Origin of the sequence: Bacillus sp. BML-BC051 (assembly GCF_019656175.1) — a bacterium.
GTDB classification, from domain to species: domain Bacteria; phylum Bacillota; class Bacilli; order Bacillales; family Bacillaceae_G; genus Bacillus_A; species Bacillus_A mobilis.
Genome location: NZ_BPLI01000040.1, coordinates 1 through 18731, shown reverse-complemented (window position 1 = coordinate 18731; position 18731 = coordinate 1). Strand labels below are relative to the sequence as shown.

The 18731-nt window shown below is 34.2% G+C and carries 23 protein-coding genes and 1 pseudogene; 15 read left to right on the top strand and 9 right to left on the bottom strand.

All coding sequences use genetic code 11. The features are described 5' to 3' along the window. The first annotated feature begins 105 nt into the window (after positions 1-105). Together K5S59_RS16955 and K5S59_RS16950 are read left to right on the top strand one after the other, a co-directional pair. Positions 106-1134 carry an ROK family transcriptional regulator gene (locus K5S59_RS16955; protein WP_000003035.1) on the top strand — a complete coding sequence of 343 codons (1029 nt, stop codon included), beginning with the start codon at positions 106-108 and terminating at the stop codon, positions 1132-1134. A gap of 45 nt (positions 1135-1179) precedes the next feature. Then, positions 1180-1560 (top strand): VOC family protein, encoded by a 381-nt coding sequence (locus K5S59_RS16950; RefSeq protein WP_048546487.1) that lies wholly within the window; start codon positions 1180-1182, stop codon positions 1558-1560. 75 nt (positions 1561-1635) lie between these two features. Here the strand turns inward: K5S59_RS16950 and K5S59_RS16945 are convergent, their stop codons facing one another. Further along, positions 1636-2085 (bottom strand): NUDIX hydrolase, encoded by a 450-nt coding sequence (locus K5S59_RS16945; protein ID WP_000540482.1) that lies wholly within the window; start codon positions 2083-2085, stop codon positions 1636-1638. Between the two features lie 18 nt (positions 2086-2103). Beyond that, the gene (locus K5S59_RS16940; RefSeq protein WP_120450573.1) at positions 2104-2943 is read right to left on the bottom strand and encodes a DUF2785 domain-containing protein; all 840 of its coding nucleotides are present in this window, start codon (positions 2941-2943) and stop codon (positions 2104-2106) included. Between the two features lie 123 nt (positions 2944-3066). Between K5S59_RS16940 and K5S59_RS16935 the strand changes: the two genes are divergently transcribed. The 3 genes from K5S59_RS16935 to K5S59_RS16925 all read left to right on the top strand — a co-directional run bounded on the left by K5S59_RS16935 (position 3067) and on the right by K5S59_RS16925 (position 5792). Then, positions 3067-3789, top strand: coding sequence for a GNAT family N-acetyltransferase (locus K5S59_RS16935; protein ID WP_000988269.1), 723 nt, complete (start codon positions 3067-3069; stop codon positions 3787-3789). 51 nt (positions 3790-3840) lie between these two features. Then, positions 3841-4680: a hypothetical protein gene (locus tag K5S59_RS16930; protein WP_120450571.1), complete on the top strand. Its 840-nt coding sequence runs from the start codon at positions 3841-3843 to the stop codon at positions 4678-4680. Positions 4681-4769: 89 nt separating this feature from the next. Beyond that, the gene (locus K5S59_RS16925) at positions 4770-5792 is read left to right on the top strand and encodes a tyrosine-protein phosphatase (RefSeq protein WP_120450569.1); all 1023 of its coding nucleotides are present in this window, start codon (positions 4770-4772) and stop codon (positions 5790-5792) included. A gap of 37 nt (positions 5793-5829) precedes the next feature. Here K5S59_RS16925 and K5S59_RS16920 read toward each other — a convergent pair whose 3' ends face one another. Continuing rightward, positions 5830-6255, bottom strand: a complete 426-nt coding sequence (locus K5S59_RS16920) for a DUF1648 domain-containing protein (RefSeq protein ID WP_097843075.1) — start codon at positions 6253-6255, stop codon at positions 5830-5832. A gap of 318 nt (positions 6256-6573) precedes the next feature. On the opposite strand from K5S59_RS16920, the gene K5S59_RS16915 reads away from it, so the two are divergent. Both K5S59_RS16915 and K5S59_RS16910 read left to right on the top strand, forming a co-directional pair. Beyond that, complete coding sequence (locus tag K5S59_RS16915) at positions 6574-7284, top strand: YjjG family noncanonical pyrimidine nucleotidase (RefSeq protein ID WP_120450567.1); 711 nt, start codon at positions 6574-6576, stop codon at positions 7282-7284. A gap of 111 nt (positions 7285-7395) precedes the next feature. Beyond that, positions 7396-8358 (top strand): tubby C-terminal domain-like protein, encoded by a 963-nt coding sequence (locus tag K5S59_RS16910; RefSeq protein WP_098259347.1) that lies wholly within the window; start codon positions 7396-7398, stop codon positions 8356-8358. 68 nt (positions 8359-8426) lie between these two features. Here the strand turns inward: K5S59_RS16910 and K5S59_RS16905 are convergent, their stop codons facing one another. Together K5S59_RS16905 and K5S59_RS16900 are read right to left on the bottom strand one after the other, a co-directional pair. Continuing rightward, a complete protein-coding gene (locus K5S59_RS16905) occupies positions 8427-8627 on the bottom strand; it encodes a helix-turn-helix transcriptional regulator (protein ID WP_000896319.1) in 201 nt (66 codons plus the stop codon). Continuing rightward, positions 8615-8947: pseudogene (locus K5S59_RS16900) on the bottom strand (DUF3796 domain-containing protein); the annotation flags it as partial. The gene K5S59_RS16905 and the pseudogene K5S59_RS16900, both read right to left, overlap by 13 nt. A 166-nt stretch (positions 8948-9113) precedes the next feature. On the opposite strand from K5S59_RS16900, the gene K5S59_RS16895 reads away from it, so the two are divergent. The 6 genes from K5S59_RS16895 (at position 9114) to K5S59_RS16870 (ending at position 14789) form a co-directional block, all read left to right on the top strand. Then, positions 9114-9308 carry a hypothetical protein gene (locus K5S59_RS16895; protein WP_000958866.1) on the top strand — a complete coding sequence of 65 codons (195 nt, stop codon included), beginning with the start codon at positions 9114-9116 and terminating at the stop codon, positions 9306-9308. Between the two features lie 89 nt (positions 9309-9397). Beyond that, the gene (locus tag K5S59_RS16890; RefSeq protein ID WP_000570199.1) at positions 9398-10123 is read left to right on the top strand and encodes an ABC transporter ATP-binding protein; all 726 of its coding nucleotides are present in this window, start codon (positions 9398-9400) and stop codon (positions 10121-10123) included. Next, on the top strand, positions 10116-11774 hold the full coding sequence (locus K5S59_RS16885) for a putative ABC transporter permease subunit (protein ID WP_120450565.1): 1659 nt from the start codon (positions 10116-10118) through the stop codon (positions 11772-11774). Before K5S59_RS16890 ends, K5S59_RS16885 begins: the two co-directional genes overlap by 8 nt. Positions 11775-11830: 56 nt before the next feature. Next, positions 11831-12589, top strand: coding sequence for an SDR family oxidoreductase (locus tag K5S59_RS16880; protein WP_000716963.1), 759 nt, complete (start codon positions 11831-11833; stop codon positions 12587-12589). A gap of 338 nt (positions 12590-12927) precedes the next feature. Beyond that, positions 12928-13638: a hypothetical protein gene (locus K5S59_RS16875; RefSeq protein WP_000782531.1), complete on the top strand. Its 711-nt coding sequence runs from the start codon at positions 12928-12930 to the stop codon at positions 13636-13638. An 80-nt stretch (positions 13639-13718) separates the two neighbouring features. Further along, positions 13719-14789: a pyruvate kinase gene (locus K5S59_RS16870; protein ID WP_120450563.1), complete on the top strand. Its 1071-nt coding sequence runs from the start codon at positions 13719-13721 to the stop codon at positions 14787-14789. Between the two features lie 43 nt (positions 14790-14832). Here the strand turns inward: K5S59_RS16870 and K5S59_RS16865 are convergent, their stop codons facing one another. Both K5S59_RS16865 and K5S59_RS16860 read right to left on the bottom strand, forming a co-directional pair. Then, positions 14833-15114, bottom strand: coding sequence for a DUF1292 domain-containing protein (locus tag K5S59_RS16865; RefSeq protein ID WP_120450562.1), 282 nt, complete (start codon positions 15112-15114; stop codon positions 14833-14835). A 244-nt stretch (positions 15115-15358) separates the two neighbouring features. Beyond that, entirely contained in the window at positions 15359-16234 is an 876-nt protein-coding gene (locus K5S59_RS16860) for a LysR family transcriptional regulator (RefSeq protein ID WP_120450560.1), read from the bottom strand. A gap of 122 nt (positions 16235-16356) precedes the next feature. On the opposite strand from K5S59_RS16860, the gene K5S59_RS16855 reads away from it, so the two are divergent. Beyond that, the gene (locus K5S59_RS16855) at positions 16357-17025 is read left to right on the top strand and encodes a YczE/YyaS/YitT family protein (RefSeq protein ID WP_120450558.1); all 669 of its coding nucleotides are present in this window, start codon (positions 16357-16359) and stop codon (positions 17023-17025) included. Positions 17026-17189: 164 nt separating this feature from the next. Here the strand turns inward: K5S59_RS16855 and K5S59_RS16850 are convergent, their stop codons facing one another. Beyond that, positions 17190-17504 carry a hypothetical protein gene (locus tag K5S59_RS16850; RefSeq protein ID WP_120450556.1) on the bottom strand — a complete coding sequence of 105 codons (315 nt, stop codon included), beginning with the start codon at positions 17502-17504 and terminating at the stop codon, positions 17190-17192. 347 nt (positions 17505-17851) lie between these two features. On the opposite strand from K5S59_RS16850, the gene K5S59_RS16845 reads away from it, so the two are divergent. Continuing rightward, a complete protein-coding gene (locus tag K5S59_RS16845; RefSeq protein ID WP_120450554.1) occupies positions 17852-18328 on the top strand; it encodes a hypothetical protein in 477 nt (158 codons plus the stop codon). A gap of 69 nt (positions 18329-18397) precedes the next feature. Here K5S59_RS16845 and K5S59_RS16840 read toward each other — a convergent pair. After that, positions 18398-18731, bottom strand: a 334-nt coding sequence (locus K5S59_RS16840; protein WP_212982332.1) for an ATP phosphoribosyltransferase regulatory subunit, incomplete at its 5' end; no start/stop codon positions are given.

Sequence of the window (18731 nt, the reverse complement as noted above, 5' to 3'; positions counted from 1 at the left end):
CTAAGTGGGGGAGTGTTCATTGCTTTAGAAAATGATGTATGATATATTGTCAACGTAACTTATTAAAAGTGTTTAATAAGTATGTTGATTAAGGTGGTGAGCGATTTGAGTGAACAATTTGTTACTCAAAAATCGATTAAAGAGACGATCCTTCGCGGCATTCGTACAGCTCTTCTAGAACAAGGTAGTGCGACGAAAGTTGAGCTTAGTAATACATTAGAAATTAGTTTTCCAACGATTAGTAAATTTATAGAAAATATGAAACAAGATGGTGAAGTCACTTTAGTTGGTTTAGATGATTCAAGTGGCGGAAGAAGAGCGAAACGATATGCGTATAATCCGGAATATATGTTAGGATTAGCGATATTTTTAGAGAAAAATGAAACAAACTATACCATTTTTAACTGTTTAGGGGAAGTAAAAGAACAAGGAAGTACTTCAAGTGTATTAATGGATACGGGCTTACATGTATTAGCAGAACATATAGAAGGTCTTATAGCTTCATTTCCGAAAATAAGCTCTATATCAATTGGTGTGCCTGGTGCGGTCGATAATGGGCGTATTTTCTATATTCCTGGTTATGAAAAGTTCCAAAATTTCCATTTGAAAAGCCACTTAGAGGATCTGTTTTCAATACCTGTAGTAATAGAAAACGATATGAATGCCGCCGTGCTTGGCTATTATAAAAGCACTGGAAATAACGACAATTCATCTCTTGTGTATTTGTATTCAGGTCAAAATGGCCCAGGGGCAGGGATTATGATAAATGGAGATGTAGTAAGAGGAAGTACCTTTTTCTCAGGAGAGATATCTTTCGTTCCGCAGTACGATAATAAAAATTTCTTACAAGCTTTGAGAAGTGAAGATTCGAATAATCCAGAGGAATATAATATAGATGCTATTACCCGTTTAATTTCTACATTCATAGCTATTATAAATCCACATGCGTTTATTTTCTGTGATGATGAAGTAAATCAATTTGTAATAGATCAAATTGTAAAAACTTGTCCGCAGTACATTCCGGCGGAACATATTCCGAAAATAACAGTGAGCGATTGGAAAGAAGATTATTTATATGGATTAAAAAGTCTTGGACTTGATCTTATGATTACAAGAACAAGCAAAGAAAATTAAATATCAAATTGTTGGTTGAATACTGTAAAAGAAAAGGTGTCGATTATGAAAATTGAACATGTAGCAATTTGGGTAAATGATTTAGAAGGTATGCGTGATTTCTATAAACAGTACTTCGGTGGTGAAGAAAATAGCTTATATCACAATCCGAAAAAGCAGTTTGAATCTTATTTTATAACTTTTGAAGGTGGAGCACGTCTAGAACTTATGAGGCAGGTAGGGATAGACGATAATACACAAACACAAACAATAGGATATGCGCATATTGCCTTTTCTGTAGGTAGTAAAGAAAAGGTGAATGAATTAACTAATATATTAAGAGAAGCAGGATACCCTGTATTAAACGGCCCACGTACTACAGGGGATGGTTACTATGAAAGTGTAGTAAGCGACCCTGAAGGAAATCAGATTGAGATAACAATCTAACATAAACAAGCTCATTTCGCGTTATCATGACGGGAAATGAGCTTGTTTTATTTCTATAAAAATATGTAATGTTTTTTAATTGGAGTGCTGAAACTCCTTAATAATTCTCTCAATAACAGGAGGAAGATTACTAGGTAACTCATCAAGCGGAAAGAAGCGTAGTTCTTTCGATTCCGTTTGGTCGCATACAAGTTCACCATTGAATTCGCGGCAAATATAAACAACGAGTACACCGTGTACTTGATCGCCGTTTGGGTAGATTTGAAAGAAATCAGGTCCTGAGTATGTACGGAATAGTTCTGGATTTTTAATGATAAGTCCCGTTTCTTCATATACTTCTCGCTTTAAAGTCTCTTCTAACGTTTCGTTATATTCTAAGGCACCACCAATAATACCCCAGCGGTTAAAATCTGTACGGAGCTGCAGTAATATTTCATTTTTCTCATTTAATATAATGGCGTGTGAACCGATTAAAATAAGTGGTTGATTACCTACTAGATTTCTCATGTCTTCAATATATCCCATAGTTGTTCTCCTTATATTTTAATAATAGTTAGGAAGTTCTTTTAACATTCTTTCTGTTTTACGTGCTGTATAGGCTAAGTTATGATCATCTTTTGTTCTGAAAAATAATGTGCGTAAAAAGGTTTTAATGTTGGCACATAAAATACAATACTCATTAAGCGAAAGGCGTTTTCTAATTTGAGGAAGCCTTTTTATTTTTTTATGAATAATAGAGACTAACTCGTCTTGTGGAAAGTCATGATACAGCATTGCTAGTAACGGCGTAATAATGCGTTCGTCTTCGTTATTGTGAAAAAGATCAGATGGGATAAAAATTTTATTTAATAAGCAATGAATTAATTCTTCATACCATTCAAAGGTCGTATAGGAATTGTGAACAATTTCAGTAAAGGCATCTGATACGTGGGCAAGACAATGAGCCCATCCTTTATTTTCAATATAGCCTCGAAAATCCGTTTCTAAGTTTGTATATGAAATGAGTTTGTTTTTTATTTCTTCAATATCTTCCTCTGTGAAAAAGTAGTGCGAGTTAGCGAATTGGAGTATTAGCGCGATTAACGAAACAGTGTAAGAACGTGTGAAAACCCCATCTGTATGTGGGGAGTGAATATCACAATATAAATACTCATCGCTTAAACAAGTTTGCAGAAGTAATTTCAGCTGATCATCCATAAGGAATTCATGATGAATGAAATAGGAAAAGCATTTATATATAAGTTGGTAACGAACGTAACTATCAGTCGTTCCGACATACTGAAGCATATTGAGCGTTAACTCATTTATATCTATATGTTGCAGTTGCGTATAGTCATTTTGTTGTATAAGCTCTAACTGTTGTTGTAACGTTGTAATATCCAATGGAGAACCTCCTCCGCACTTTAAAGATGCGATGTTTTCTAGTATTCTATATATTCAAGGACAATCCTGCTCATGCAAGGAGAACAAGTAGAAATTCGAGTATGACATAGATGAGGGAAGTATATGATGACTATAGAACAGTTAGAAAAACATTTTAAAATAAGAAGAAATGCTTCTTCTATCATGATAAAAGAAAATAATGCAGAGTCTTTTACAGAAGAGCAATTAAAGGAAATGATGCAATATTGCGTTGCTGAGGCTGAAAAAGAGGGAATAGAAAACTTACATTTTGAGATTTCTTCAAAAAGCCCAAATTACGATGTGTATAAGAAATGTTTTGAAACGTATTTATTTGAATATATTACTGAAAACATGATTGTGTTTAAGGATATATATGAAGTAGAAGATGTAGAAAGTGAAATTGATTTTAAGCTTATTGAAGAAGTAGGAGAAGATACTTTTTATTCTCTTTGGAATGAAATGACGGAAGAACAAGTCACTTATGATCAATTTGTAAATATGATGTTGCAAGAAATTGGTGAGCAATGGAAAGAGCATTGTTTAACAGCGAGTGTAGGTGAAGAGCCGGTAGGAATTGTAATCCCGCATATTGAAAAGGGGACGTTAGAAGAAGGAAAACTCATGTATTTCGCAGTCGCTCCAAATATGCGAAATAAAGGGTATGAAACGGTATTCTTTACAGGAGCAATGTTTGTCTTAAAAGAAATAGGCGCATCATATTATATTGGCGAGACAAATGTACAAAATGAGTGGATGAAGGATGTTTTTGAAAAGAATGGATGTCAGTTATTAAGTTGTACTGAGCGATATGTGAGGAATTTTTAGGAGGGGGAATGGTCTATATTCTCGAACTCGTATAGCGGGAGGGGACTATTTATGTTAAAACAATCCATGCATTCATTCGTTGTACTGTATCCAAAGATATTGTTAGAAGGCTGGAAAATTGAAGGAGTTTCAGAACGTTATGAAGGCGAAAAGTGGGAAACTTTTTGGTTTCAGGTTGTTACTCCATCTGGAATGTTTCGGGTAAAAGAATTTTTTCTCGATATAATGGAGCCAGTATTTCCAGATACCTGTATTTCTCAAGCAAAAGGAGATTGTTTTCAATATAAATGGCTTGTGTATTGGAAAGGTGTAAATTATAAGGGAAAAGAAAGTTACGTTACATCTAGATGGAAAACACAAATTGAAGTTTCTGTTGATCGTGGATATATAAACCAAGATGAGATGGAACGATTTCTATTTGAGTTACAACCGATAAATATGGAGTTTGGGAAAACGATATTACATACACCATTTCACTTATTAAGCTTTCAAGCGAAGAGAGGTGAAATGGGTGAGATAGGAAGATGTCGTGAGTGGAATGCTCCCGAAGACGTCTCCTATGTTAAATTATCAATTCATGAAAAGGTAAGTTGGCAACTTGAATCCGTTGGTTCCGGAAATGATGAAATACAATATGTATACTGGGATGAAGATAATGAACTATATGTACTTTGGGTTTGTCGGCATAAAAACAAAGCGTACTATCCTGTTTCTTCTTGGACAATGAATTATGGCCCAAAACAAATTATAAATGGATTAGAGTTTTATTCGCACCCTAATCGCGGAACAGTTGTATATGAAAACCTCGGTAATGAACAAATCGTATACGTATTTCGAGGGAGTCCGTGTACAACTTATGAACAAGTAAAAGAACTTTTTGCCTGTTTGTAAGATAAAAAGAAAAATGAGAACGACAAAATAGATATTTCTATAATACAATAAAGAAAGATTCGATTATATGAGAAAGCGTTGGTGAAAGAATGGAGCAGCAAAGAAATTGGTTACAAGCAACTGTAGAAAGAAATGAAGACAATACGCTATATATAAAGTGGGAAAATAATATAGAAGAAGTTCGTATTTATTGGAGTACTTCACCAGAGCATATTGAAGAAAATGGAGAATTACTTGCAACGGTAAATGGAGAATCATCATGTACAATTGAAAACCCGAGTGAAAATGAGCGTCCATATTTTAGAATAGTAGGAAGTAATGGACAAGCAGTGACAGTAGCTGAGCGTAGATTGCCATTACAAGGCGCGTTTAACTTCCGTGATATGGGAGGCTATGAAACGACTGAAGGCCGTAAAGTAAAATGGGGCAAGTTGTACCGTTCTGAAGAATTAGCAGGACTAACAGAGTGGGATATCGACTATTTAAAAAAGTCTGGGTTAAAGTTAATTTGTGACTACCGTACAGATTTTGAAGTGAAGCATAAGCCGAATCCTGAGATTACAGGTGCTCGTCAAGTGTGCTTACCAGTTATGCAAGATTTAGCGAAAGACTTGAATATTAATGAATTTTTCCAAGTTGGTGACCTTTCTATGTTAGGGAAACCAGGCGAGTATCTTGTGAAAATGAATCAAGATTTCATAAGTGGTAATGAAGCATTCGTAAGTTTCTTAAACTTAGCACAAAATCCAGAAAACTTACCGTTAGTAAACCACTGTACAGCTGGAAAAGATCGTACAGGATTTGGATCAGCACTATTATTACTTTTACTAGGCGTACCGGAAAAAACAGTAATGGAAGATTATTTACTAAGTAACGGTTTCCGTGAAAAGTTAAATGAAAAAATGATGGCCTTTTTAGGTGCAAAACTACAAAACGACGAAAGCAGAGCGATATTAGGTGCAATGTTTGAAGCGCGCGCTGAATATTTACAAGCTGCAATTGATGAAGTGAAAAAGCAATACGGTTCAGTTGAAGCATATGCTGAAAAAGCACTTGGCTTTACGAAAGAGTCGTTAGAGGAAATGAAAGTGTTATTGCTAGAGGATAAATAATGAGGGGGAGGCTAATTGGATTAGCCTCCTGTTTCTATTATGAAATTTTTCGTTGCCTTATTATCCCTATGACAATTGGAATAACTGTCCCAATTAACAATATCGGTAAAAATAATTTTCCGAAACCGCCGCTCCATTTTAAAGCTATTGAAATGGTTTCAAATTGGATGAAAGCAAAAATAAGTAAACAGACATTTTTTAATTGATTTAGCATTTTTCTGCTGTTTAAATAAAACTGTTTAGCGTTTGATTCATTCAGTCTTTGTGGGTAGTTATGAACTTCTGGAAACTTTTCTAAAGCCTGCATTAAAAGGAGTATGAATAGCCCTATTCCTGGCAAAAGCAAAAGTTCCCACTTTGATCCCCAGCGATCTACAGCTCCATATGCGTTATAATGTGCGGGCACTTCCTCGGGCAATCTTCCCCAAATGATGATCAAAAAAATGATTGATCCAAAGAACAATGAATATCCAATGATATCTCCAGCCCATTCACTTTTTGTTTTTGGGATGTGTATTTTTGGTCTTTCCCACGAATTTACTATGTCTTTCCGCCCCTTTCTATTCCTGTATTACCTTTTTAAAATCGGGTCATTATCCAAATTATCTCAAATTTATAGTATTTTCACAATTAATTATTTTTGAATAACATAACTCGTATGCCTTAAAGCAACTTTAAATTCTCTGTACAGTTACTATTTATAAAGGGAAAAAGTTCGACTTAAGAGCCAATTAATGAGAAAATACAAGTTGTAAATAACGTACTAGTTGAGGAGAGCATAATGAAATATAAAGTTATATTATTCGACGTAGACGATACATTATTAGATTTTCCTGAAACGGAGAGAAACGCATTGCATAAAGCGTTTGTACAGTTCGGGATGCCTACAGGGTATGATGATTATCTTGCAAGTTATAAAGAGATTAGTAATGGATTATGGAGAGATTTAGAAAATAAAATGATTACGCTAAGTGAATTAGCGGTAGATCGATTTAGACAATTATTTGCCATTCATAATATAGAAGTAGATGCACAGCAATTTAGTGATGTATACCTTGAAAACTTAGGGAAAGAAGTACACCTTATAGAAGGTGCAGTGCAATTATGTGAGAAACTACAAGATTGCAAGTTAGGTATTATTACGAATGGATATACGAAGGTACAACAATCGAGAATTGGAAATTCGCCTTTATGTAATTTCTTTGATCATATTATTATTTCAGAAGAGGTTGGTCATCAAAAACCAGCACGTGAGATTTTTGATTATGCATTTGAGAAGTTTGGGATTACTGATAAATCAAGTGTACTAATGGTCGGAGATTCGCTAACTTCTGATATGAAAGGCGGAGAAGATTACGGCATTGATACGTGTTGGTATAATCCAAGTTTGAAAGAAAATAAGACAGATGTTAAGCCGACTTATGAAGTGGAGAGCCTGCTACAAATTTTAGAAATTGTGGAAGTGGCGGAAGAAAAGGTAGTTTCATTTTAATTGTGTTGATATTTGTCGATAAGTCGATATTCTTTGTCGAATCGTCGATATAATTTGAGTTGCGTTCAATTTATAGGTACGATCGGTGTAATAACTAGAGGTGAGTAAAGAATGTTAACGTTTTTATTTGAGTTAGACAAGGCTATTCCGCAGGAGGATGAGCCAAAGTATGATGCTTATACAAAGGGCTTTATTGAAGGGGATTTAACGATTCGCGCGAGTGACAGCGTACTTTTTCAGAAGTCATGTATGAAGGTCGCAGAGCTCGGCATTTATTTAGGACAGTGGATGGAACAAGTACAATACGGTCAAAACGTACATATGAATTATGAAACGAGTGACCGTGAGGAAGTAATTCTCGGATTCTTCTATGAAGAGGAAGATCAGTGGAGAATTTCTTCTAGTTGGCAACAATTTGAACTTCAAGAGCGTATATCCACGACAGCATTAGTAGAGAGCGTCGGGCGTTATTTATATGAGCTAAATAAGGAACTGCGCGCGATAGAATATCCTGTTACGTTTGATCAGTATTTAAGAGGAGAGCGAGTGATACAGCTTTCTTACAAACGACTGTGCGATAGTAAAGCGGATACGACGTCGATAGAGGTTTACAATGAAAGCAAGCAAGTAGGCGCAGTACGGGGCTATTATAAAAATACGTTGATGAGAGTGCTAGACTTTATTCCGAAAGTCGGTAGTAATATCATTTATGAAATAAAGGATAGTAGGGACAATATTCGCGTCATTGCAAAGGATGTAAGTAGGCAGCGTCAAAGAAGGATTTTAGTAACGTACATCGATCATAATGATGCAGAACATGAAATACTTATATGTGATGGAAAGTTATTAGATGCAAATTTCTTATTTACCTTTACATATAAGAGAGAAGAATATGTTGTTCACAAAACTACAATTGGGCTTGGCAAGTTATTACGAAACGGCTATGTAATTGCAGATTGGAATATTCGTCTTGAGGAAGATATGTATGATATCGAGATGGATGTATATGATGAAGATTATATAGAGGATCAATATTTACTGTTAGGCGTATTCCATGCTGTTTTGTATGGGTGATAAATGAGAAGTACCGGTATTCTTCATGGAAAGAATGCCGGTATTTTTATATGATTTTTTGTCTTCAATTAATCCTCGAAAATAAAAACCTCATCAATTGTACTATGAAGAGCCTTCGCTATATCGTAAGCGAGTTGCAAGGAAGGATTATATTTTCCTTTTTCGAGATGGCTAATTGTTTCACGGCGTACACCAACTGTTTTCGCTAAATCTTCTTGTGTCATATGTAATTTTGCACGGTATTCTTTTATTCTCGTTACGAACGCCATGGCGCATCTTCCATTTCATCAACAGGTTTATCGTAAAAGAACATAGAGAAGCCGAACGTAAGAATGAGTGTGCTAAAAATAAGAGCGATATCAATCTCTTGTAGCGCCGGGTTTGGAAATAACATTTCAATAAACATAATGATAGCGGTAGTTAGTAATGTAACGATAAATGCGTTGCGGCACGATTTATTGACGATTTGTTCAAATAATTCATCTTGTTGAACCGTTCTATAAGTCGTGAAAAAGGAGAAGAAACAGAACATAGTAAACAATCCTTTTTCATAAAAAAAGCCGAGGAAACCGAAGAAACCGAGAAATCCCCATTAAATCGGGATAAATCACGTTATGTTATAAATATATCACATATGGAAATGTGTGATAATAATAGTTTTCCAATTCTTTTCATAATAATAGTAAAAAGAGGAAATATACTGCGAAATAAGGAGGATAATATTGTAAAATGGTTGTAAGGAGGGGGAGGAAGGAATGCTAACTTGGATCATGATCGTTGTATTACTTGTAGTGATTACTGTAGTGGCAACGGTGTTAATTGGGCGGAATGGTGATGCGAATTATAGTAAAGCGACAAAAGGGAATATTAAACGGCTGACGATGATCTATATTTTACTAGCTGTCGTTTTAATCGTTGGATTAGGCGTGTATATTTATTTTAAAGGTTAAAAAAACTGAAGAAATATAAAAATCTAAAAATAGAAGTATGCTATAATATTAATATAGTTATTTGGTAATTAAGGAAAGGATTGGATGGAATGATTGAAATTACGAATGTGTCGAAAAGTTATAATGGGTCTACCTATGCAGTAAAAGATTTAAGTTTATCTGTGCCTAGCGGAGAAATCTTTGGATTTTTAGGACCGAATGGTGCGGGTAAATCAACGACAATTAAGATGATTACTGGTATTCATGGGGTGGACAAAGGAACGATTACGATTAACGGTAAAGATATTATGAAAAATCCGATGGAAGCGAAAAAGACGTTTGGTTATGTTCCAGATAGCCCAGATATGTTTTTACGATTAAAGGGCATTGAATATTTAAACTTTATGGCAGATATGTATGAAGTGCCGAAAGAAGTAAGACAAGAACGAATCGAGTCTTTAGCGAAGAAGTTTGATCTTTACAATGCTTTATCGGATCAAATTCAAAGTTATTCACACGGTATGAGACAAAAAATCGTTATTATTGGTGTGCTCGTGCATGAGCCAGATGTATGGATTTTAGACGAACCGTTAACGGGGCTTGATCCTAAATCTGCATATATTTTAAAAGAAATGATGAGAGAACATGCGGATAAAGGGAAGATTGTATTTTTCTCTACTCACGTATTAGAAGTAGCTGAAAAAATATGTGACCGCGTTGCAATTATTAATAAGGGAAATCTTCAGTTTAAAGGGAATTTAGATGAAATGAGAGATCATTTTAAATCCAATGAATCACTTGAAAAAATGTTCTTGGAGATGACGGGCAATGAGTAAAATTTGGACGTTAACGAAAGTATTATTGAAATTAAATTATGCAGATTTCATAACAGATAAGAAGAAGCGATGGGCGTATGTATTTTCATTTGCAGCCATTTTATTTGTCGGCTTTTTAATATTTGGTTCTATCACGCACGGAATGTATGAAGGGATGAAACATTTAGGGCAAGACCCAGGAATGATTATTGCAATGGGGCTTGCGATTGCGAGTATATGGGTATTTTTAATGAGTATAACGAACATTTTAACTGTATTTTACTATAGTAATGACATTGAAATGTTATTGCCATTACCATTGAAACCAGCACAAATTATTTCGGCAAAATTTTTAACGGTATTAATTACACAATACGTAATGAGTTCATTTATTTTATTACCAATCTTTATTACGTACGGGTTAAAAAGTGGTGCATTTATTACATATTACATATACATGATTTTTATTTACTTACTCTTCCCGATTGTGCCGTTAGTATTAGCTTCATTACTGATGACAGTTATTATGAGGTATACGAATATAGCGAAAAATAAAGACCGAGGCAATATATTTATTGGAATCGTAAGTATACTATTTATTGTAGGAATTAATGTATTTTTACAGTGGAAAAATAAAAGCTCGTTTTCTGAAGATGCAATTACGAATTACCTTGCGAACAACCAATCTTCACTTTTAGTACAAATGACAAATTATTTTCCAACTACATATTTCGGAGCAGTGGCATTAGTAGAAAATGCAAATTGGAAAGGTCCGTTATACGTAATCATCTTTGCGCTTATTTCATTTGTATTCTTTGTGTTGTTTTATTACATTGCAGAGCGTACATATTTAAAAGGGGTTATTGGCCTTTCAACGAGCACAGCAAAAAAAGAGGTTATTTCAGCTGAAGGTTTACAGAAATCAACGGTACAAAGTTCACATTTGAAAGCGTATGTGAAAAAAGAATTTAAAACGTTATTCCGTACACCGCAATTTTTCTTAAATTGTATCGTACAAACTTTCGTTATGCCGATTATGTTATTCTTTGTTCTATTCGTGCAAGATGGAAATTTAAAGTGGATCACAGGGTATATTGATAACCCAAAATCAGCAGGTCTTGCAATTGGCGTTGGTCTTTGTGCATCGTTATTTTTAATGGGAAGTAACGTTATCGCAACAACATCATTTTCACGAGATGGAAGTTCATGGTTTGTGAATCGTTATTTACCAGTAAAAGCTTCGGATATCTTTTTTGCAAAAGCGATCACTGCTTGGTTAATTAATTTAATCATTTTAGCAGTATTCGGTATTACGATGGCGGTTGTAGCTGGGATTTCTCCTGTATTCATGTTACTGTGGTTTTTACTAAGTGCGAACGGGTTATTGTTAATTAATTTAATCGGTACACGCTGGGATGCACAAACTGCAGATATACATTGGGATACAGAACAGAAATTATTTAAGAGCCGCTATACAACATTGTGGAATTTTTTAGCTAATATCTTTATAGCTTTAGTTATTGTAGCGGGAGTAAGTTTATTATACTTCTTCCTTCAAGTAGGACTGTGGGTTATGTTTATTGTTTTATTTGTATTGTTTACCATTACCAACTATATTTTAATTAAAATGTTAAAATTAGGTGCAGAACGCATATTGGCAAATATTGAATAAAAAGATAGATCCTCTGTATTCGTGCAGGGGATTTATCCATAGATGGAGGAGAAAAGGTGAAGAAAATAGCAATTGTAACAGGGGCAACTCGTCTGAATGGAATTGGTGCAGCTGTATGCAAGGTGCTTGCTCAAGAAGGGATAGACATTTTTTTCACGTACTGGTCTCAGTATGATAAAGCGATGCCGTGGGGAATGCATGACAAAGAGCCCTTTTTGTTAAAAGAGGAGATTGAAAGTTTAGGTGTTCGTTGTGAAATGACAGAAATTAATTTATCGCAGTCGTATTCGCCAAATCGTTTGTTTTATATGGTCTCAGAACGTTTAGGTGATCCATCTATTTTAATTAATAATGCAGCGTATGCTACTCATACGAAAATTGAAGAATTAAATGTAGAACAGTTAGATAAACATTATACAGTGAATGTCCGCGCTACTATGTTATTAAGTTCATTATTTATAAAACATTATGCACTGAAAACGAGTGGCAGTATTATTAATCTTACTTCAGGGCAGTCATTAGGACCAATGCCTGATGAACTAGCATACGTAGCGACGAAAGGAGCAATTGAAGCATTTACAAAATCAGTAGCACCAGTTGCGATGGAGAAGGGGATTACAGTAAATGCAGTTGATCCAGGACCGACGAATACAGGATGGATTACAGAGGAACTGAAGCATCATTTAGTATGGAAGTTCCCACAAGGTAAAGTAGGAGAACCGTCAGATGCAGCACGCTTAATTTCTTTTTTAGTAAGTGAAGAAGCAAAATGGATTACGGGGCAAGTCATTCATTCGAACGGTGGTTACTCATAAATATATTATGTTAACAATTGTTGAGAAACAAAAAAATAAAAGAAAATTTTATTTTTTTGTTTAAATAAAATGTCAAGAAAGATAAAAATTTGATAGGAGAGTATATCGTCATATGAAGATATTAATTCTTCATTTGACAATATACTCTTTTTCTTTTACTACAGAGAAGAAAAATGAAGTAGAAGAAACTCGAATATTCAAATGGGTTTATCAGTTTTTGTACGTATTATTATGAAGATTACTGTCGGAAAGATGGTGATTCATGTGAAAAGGGATTTTTTAAGGGGAAATCGAATCGTAAAGGGGAGGATAAATAAAGTAAACATAGGGGGATTTATATGAAAATGAAAAAGGTCGCTATCGCATCGATAACAATTGGTACAATGCTTACTATGGCAGCTTGTAGTCCTTCAGCAGATAAAGAGAAAGAAAAGAAAGAACAAGTAACAGCGCAAAATGAAGGAGAAGCAAAAACGACAAGTGCAGATGAGACGTCAAAAACAACGAAAGATACTGAAAAAGATACAAATACTTCTTCAAATGAAAAAACAGATAAAGATGCAAAAAATACGAAAGAATCATCAGGAACAGAAAGTAATGGTAAAACATCATCTCAAAATGAGAATGTGAAAACAAAAGAAAAAGAGACGACAGGAAAAACGAATGACGAAACGACTAGCGGAAAAACGACAGATCAAAGTACAAGTACAAATTCAAACGGAAAAACAACGAAAGATCCGAAGAAAAGCGTAGCTGTGAAAACAAATGTTAAAGAAGTTGCTGCACTAATTGAAAGCTTAGACAAGCAATTAGCTGCAAATCCTAAATTAGAAACAGTAAATAAACTTGGAAAACAAATTAATGAAAAGTGGGATGTAATCGAGAAAGAGTTAGAAGCATCTCATCCAGCTGAATATAAAACAATCGGACAAAGTATGTATCCGTTAATTGTAGGAGCGGAGAAAGAAAAGATAGATATTAATAAAATGAAGTCATTAACGACGAAAACGAAAAAAGATTTAAATCAGTTATTGACGAAACTTTCGTAGTTTCAAAAGCCTACTTGTGTGAGTAGGCTTTTTTGTGTTGAGAGTGTAAGTAAAGTTTATGGGAAACCTAACGAAAAAGGATGGTGATAAAAATGACAATAGATCGAGTTTGTACAATTGGGCCAGCAAGTAATAATAAAGAAACGTTAGCGCAGTTAATAAACAATGGTATGAAAATAGTGCGCTTGAATTTATCACATGGCACGCATGAAAGTCATAAAGACATCATTCGTTTAGTCAAATCGTTAGACGATTCTATTAAAATTTTAGGCGATGTACAAGGTCCTAAAATAAGGTTAGGTGAAATAAACGGAGAACAAATTACACTTCAGGCGGGCGATTCTTTTATTTTGCATACGCAACCAGTTACAGGGAGCAATAAAGAAGTAAGCGTTGATTATGAAGGAATCGCGAATGATGTGAAAATTGGCGGTAGAATTTTAATTAATGATGGGGAAGTTGAGTTAATTGTTGAAACGGTAAGTGAGGATAAAATAGAAACAAAGGTCAAAACAGGTGGTAACATCTCATCTCATAAAGGGGTGAACTTACCAGGGGCAATCGTTCGTTTACCAGCTATTACAGAGAAAGATAAAAAAGATATTCAGTTTCTGTTAGAAGAGGATGTTGATTTTATTGCATGTTCTTTCGTAAGAAAACCTAGTCATATAAAAGAAATACGAGATTTTATACAACAGTACAAAGAAACTTCCCCTAATGTAATTGCAAAAATAGAAACGATGGAAGCGATCGAGAATTTTCAAGATATATGTAAAGAAGCAGATGGAATTATGATTGCAAGGGGGGATTTAGGAGTAGAGTTGCCGTATCAATTTATTCCGCTCTTGCAGAAAATGATGATTCAGGAATGTAATCGAACGAATACATATGTTATTACAGCGACACAAATGCTTCAATCAATGGTAGATCATTCTATTCCAACAAGGGCTGAGGTAACTGATGTGTTTCAAGCTGTACTGGACGGAACGAATGCCGTTATGCTTTCTGCTGAAAGTGCATCAGGCGAGCATCCAATTGAAAGTGTAAGAACATTACGTCTCGTTTCTGAATTCGCTGAGCATGTGAAAAAAGATGGTCCTTTTGTGATGAAAGATGTACTGGAATTGCTACATAAGTCTTTGGATGAATAAAAAGAGGGCGGATATGCATCCACCCTCGTGTTTTTCATTCGTATTACTCTTGCTCTTGCGCATCCAAAATTTTATCAAAAGCAGCAGATACTTTATCAAACTCTTCATCATTTTCAATGTATGAAAACTCATTATCTTCTTCTACTTTTAAAAAGAAAATATCAATGTCTTCCTCAGATTCTGTTTGAATGTCTTCTACGAAGGCAACTGCAATATATTCTGCGCCTTCGACATCCATCGCTCCGAGTACTTCTACTTCCTGATCCTCATTATTCTCATCACTGAGAGTAAACACTTCGCCAACTTCAATATCAGACATATCCATTCTCCTCCTGTTCGACTCTAAAAAATAGAGCGCTCAAACTGTATACATACTAACATATCTTTCCATGAAAAATCAATTTCATACATTAGAAAAACAACTGATTCTTCAATAGAATAAGTATTTAGCTAGAAGGAGTTTGATTTGTTAGTGCTATATTAATGAAATTCATTCTGTCCATAGCTTTTCTTATTATATCTCACAGTAATTGCTCGATTGGTGGGTATTAATCATTTGTTTACATCTTCTAATCAACTATTTCCCAAAATTGAGTTGCTGCTGTGGAGATTCGTTGGTTTTTTAATTTTACTATTACAGGCTCTAGATGGAAATCAAATTGTTCCAATTCTAAAAGAGTTGTATGTGCTAAAAATGGTGATGTATAATCCATTCTTGGAATAATGGATAAGCCGAGTCCTTTACTAACAAGTGCTACAACCATACTTATATCTTTACACTCAATAATGATATTTGGCTGGACTTTGTATGTATGAAACGCTTTGAGTAGGTTTTCATTGAATGAGAGTCCTTCCATTGCTCCGAGCATAATAAATGGAAACTGCGTAATTTTTTCAATCGTTACATGTTGTGATGGAAATGATGTTTCCCAACTTGCAGGGATAATTACAGCGATTGGTTGTTTTTTTAATGATTTTAGCTCATAGTGTTCACTATTTCCTAATCGCAAAAGTAGGGCGATATCAATTTCTCTTTGCTCTAGTTTTTTTAATAATTCTTCTGAATTTCCTGTTACTATATTTATTTTAACATTAGGGTATTGTGTTCTAAACGTACTAACATAGTCAACGAGCATATTCGAACATGTAGAAGAGACACCGATATTTACAGTTCCGCCTATACCTTGTTCAATTTCTTGAATTTGCTGCTTTACATCTTGCACTTGCATTAGCATTTGTGTGGCATACTCGTATAGTATTTCACCTGTTTCTGTAAGCTCCCATTTTTGACGATATCGATGAATTAAAGTTGTGCCAAGATCAGTTTCGAGCTTTTTTAATAATTGACTAAGTGGTGGTTGCGCGATATGGAGCACTTCTGCTGCTTTCGAAATACTTCCTTGTTTCACAATTTCTTTAAAGTAATATAATTGCCTGAAATCCATTGTATCTCTCCGTTATATGTTTTTTCATATGATAAGTTTATCACATATATATTTTTCATATGTTGTATTTGACGTTATATTTAATTGTATATTAATAACGTCAACTAGGAGTGAGAGATAGTATGAATCATTGGAACAGAACCTTGAGGCGCATCCTCATGTATGTGCTCGGGTTATTTTTTATGTCCATTGGCATTAGCATGTCGATTCAAGCAGGATTCGGTGTGTCGCCTGTATCATCATTAGCATATGCAAGTACATTAACAATCGGTTTATCGGTTGGTGTGACAATGGTGCTTGCAAATATTTTATACATTATTATTCAAGTCGTATTAAGTAAACGGATGGAGTTCAATGAATTTGTAAGTCAATTTATTATTTCGTTTTTATTCGGATTTTTCATGGATGCAACGCTGTTCCTTGTACAACTTTTTCCGCTACCAGAAACAATCTTTGCGCGAAGTGTATATTTGATTGTTAGTTTATTCGTTATAGCAGTCGGTTTAATGGGCTATACAACAGCGAAACTGCCATTAATGCCGTATGATGCGTTAACGTATGCCATTAGTGAAAAATTCAATTTGAAATTCGGTAAAGCAAAAATTTTGAGTGATGTAATAAACATTTGTGTAGCTGGTATCATCTGTATCGTTTTCATTCAATCGTTAGGTTCAATTGGGATCGGTACACTCATTTCTGCCTATTGTATCGGCAAAATTTTAGGGTGGATGATACCGTATTATCAACCGACACTTCATCGATGGGTATTTAAAACAGAGAAGGCTGCTTAGAATATATACTTCAAATCTCTAAAAGGTGATAGTGATAAATCTTTGTTCTTATCAATGGAAAAACGCAATTCTTTCTATGAAATGATAGGAAAGAATTGCGTTATATATTATCGTTGTGACAAATAGAGTGATTTGTTGAAAAACATGTACTTTTAATATTCAACTCAATATGAATCACAAACTTCTTTTTTATTTGTAGAAGCAGCATCTAATAAAAGGAAAACAGCCGCTATAAAATGTAGAACGATGTCTATATAAGGAAAGAAGGCAACGAGAGTAACGATAATACCGATATAATGAGGGTACGTATTCATGCCTTCTTTTTTAGATAATAAAATAGTAGTGATATGTAAAACAATCAATAGTAGTAAAGGTATCCCATAAAGGTTAACACGACTTAGAAATAAAAAACAAAAAGGAATCAATAAAAGATGATAGATCCCTGTGGTCCACTTTAGTGCTTGTATGTAAGTTTTCAAAGTAAATCCTCCTAAAATCATTCATATCTCTATATTACTAAAATTAATAGGTGATTGGATATTAAATACTTGTGGTTTTTAGTAGAATATAATTATTTTATGTAAACTAATTGTTTTCTTATCTATAAAATAGAAAAACCAATCCAATGAAAAGAGGGACTTTATCTATATGAATCAAACAGTAAGTAAAAAAACATGTAACTAGATTATTGAGTTAATTGTAGCAGTTTCAAAACTTGTATACGAAATTCTATAAAGGTATGAAGGGGATTTTCGTTTAAGACATAATACATCCATTGTTTTAAGGGAACAGTAATTCAAAACTCAAAACAATGGAGGTTATCATAATGAACAAAGTACTTTTTTCTTTCTTATGCATATTTTGTTTCGTAATTGGAAGTTCTTTCACTGTTCATGCTTTTTCTCCAAAGCAGTTACCGATTTCTAAAACGTCAGATCGATGGAAAATAGAAATTAAGCAACCTGATAAGAAAACTGGTTTAGTTACTTCTAAAAAGGATGTTTTTGATACTTATGGCTTCGAAGTCAAAGATATCGGGAAGGACGCTTATCATGTAACTGTTGAAGTATTTCGGAATGAACCAGATTCTCAAACGAAGTATGAGCTTTTCACTTCTACAAAAGATCATGTACTCAGTAAGGAAGTTGCTTTTAATCATACAAATTTTCCTATATCAGTTCAGTCTGATGAACTTGAAGTTATTATAACTTGGCAAGAAAGTCCTTCAAGAACATTAAAAAATGGGCAAAAAGATTGTGAAGCTGAAAGAAAATACAAACAGACATTTTTATTTAAACAATAAAAAATAACAGTAAAAACTCCATTGTTTTTAAATGGAGTTTTTTAGTGTACATTTCTGAACGATTCACAATCATAACGTAGTAGATGTATTAAAATAATTATTTAATGTATCACCTTTCAGAGAAGAAAGGGGAACCTTCACCTCAATACCTTCCTTCATATTCCGCAGCATAGCTGTTTCTGTACTAAGTTCTTCTTCCCCAATAATATTGTCGTATCGACCACAGCTACCAATGCTGGATGTAATCGATCCATCTTTTAAAAAGATTTCATACACGGTACCTGTGTACATTGTAAGTCCTCGTGCTAAAAACGGATTGAATATAGCATTTTCATTTATTCCAAGGGCAATCAAATATTGCTGTAATTGTTGTAATTCGTTTACTGCTACTAAAAATATAGAC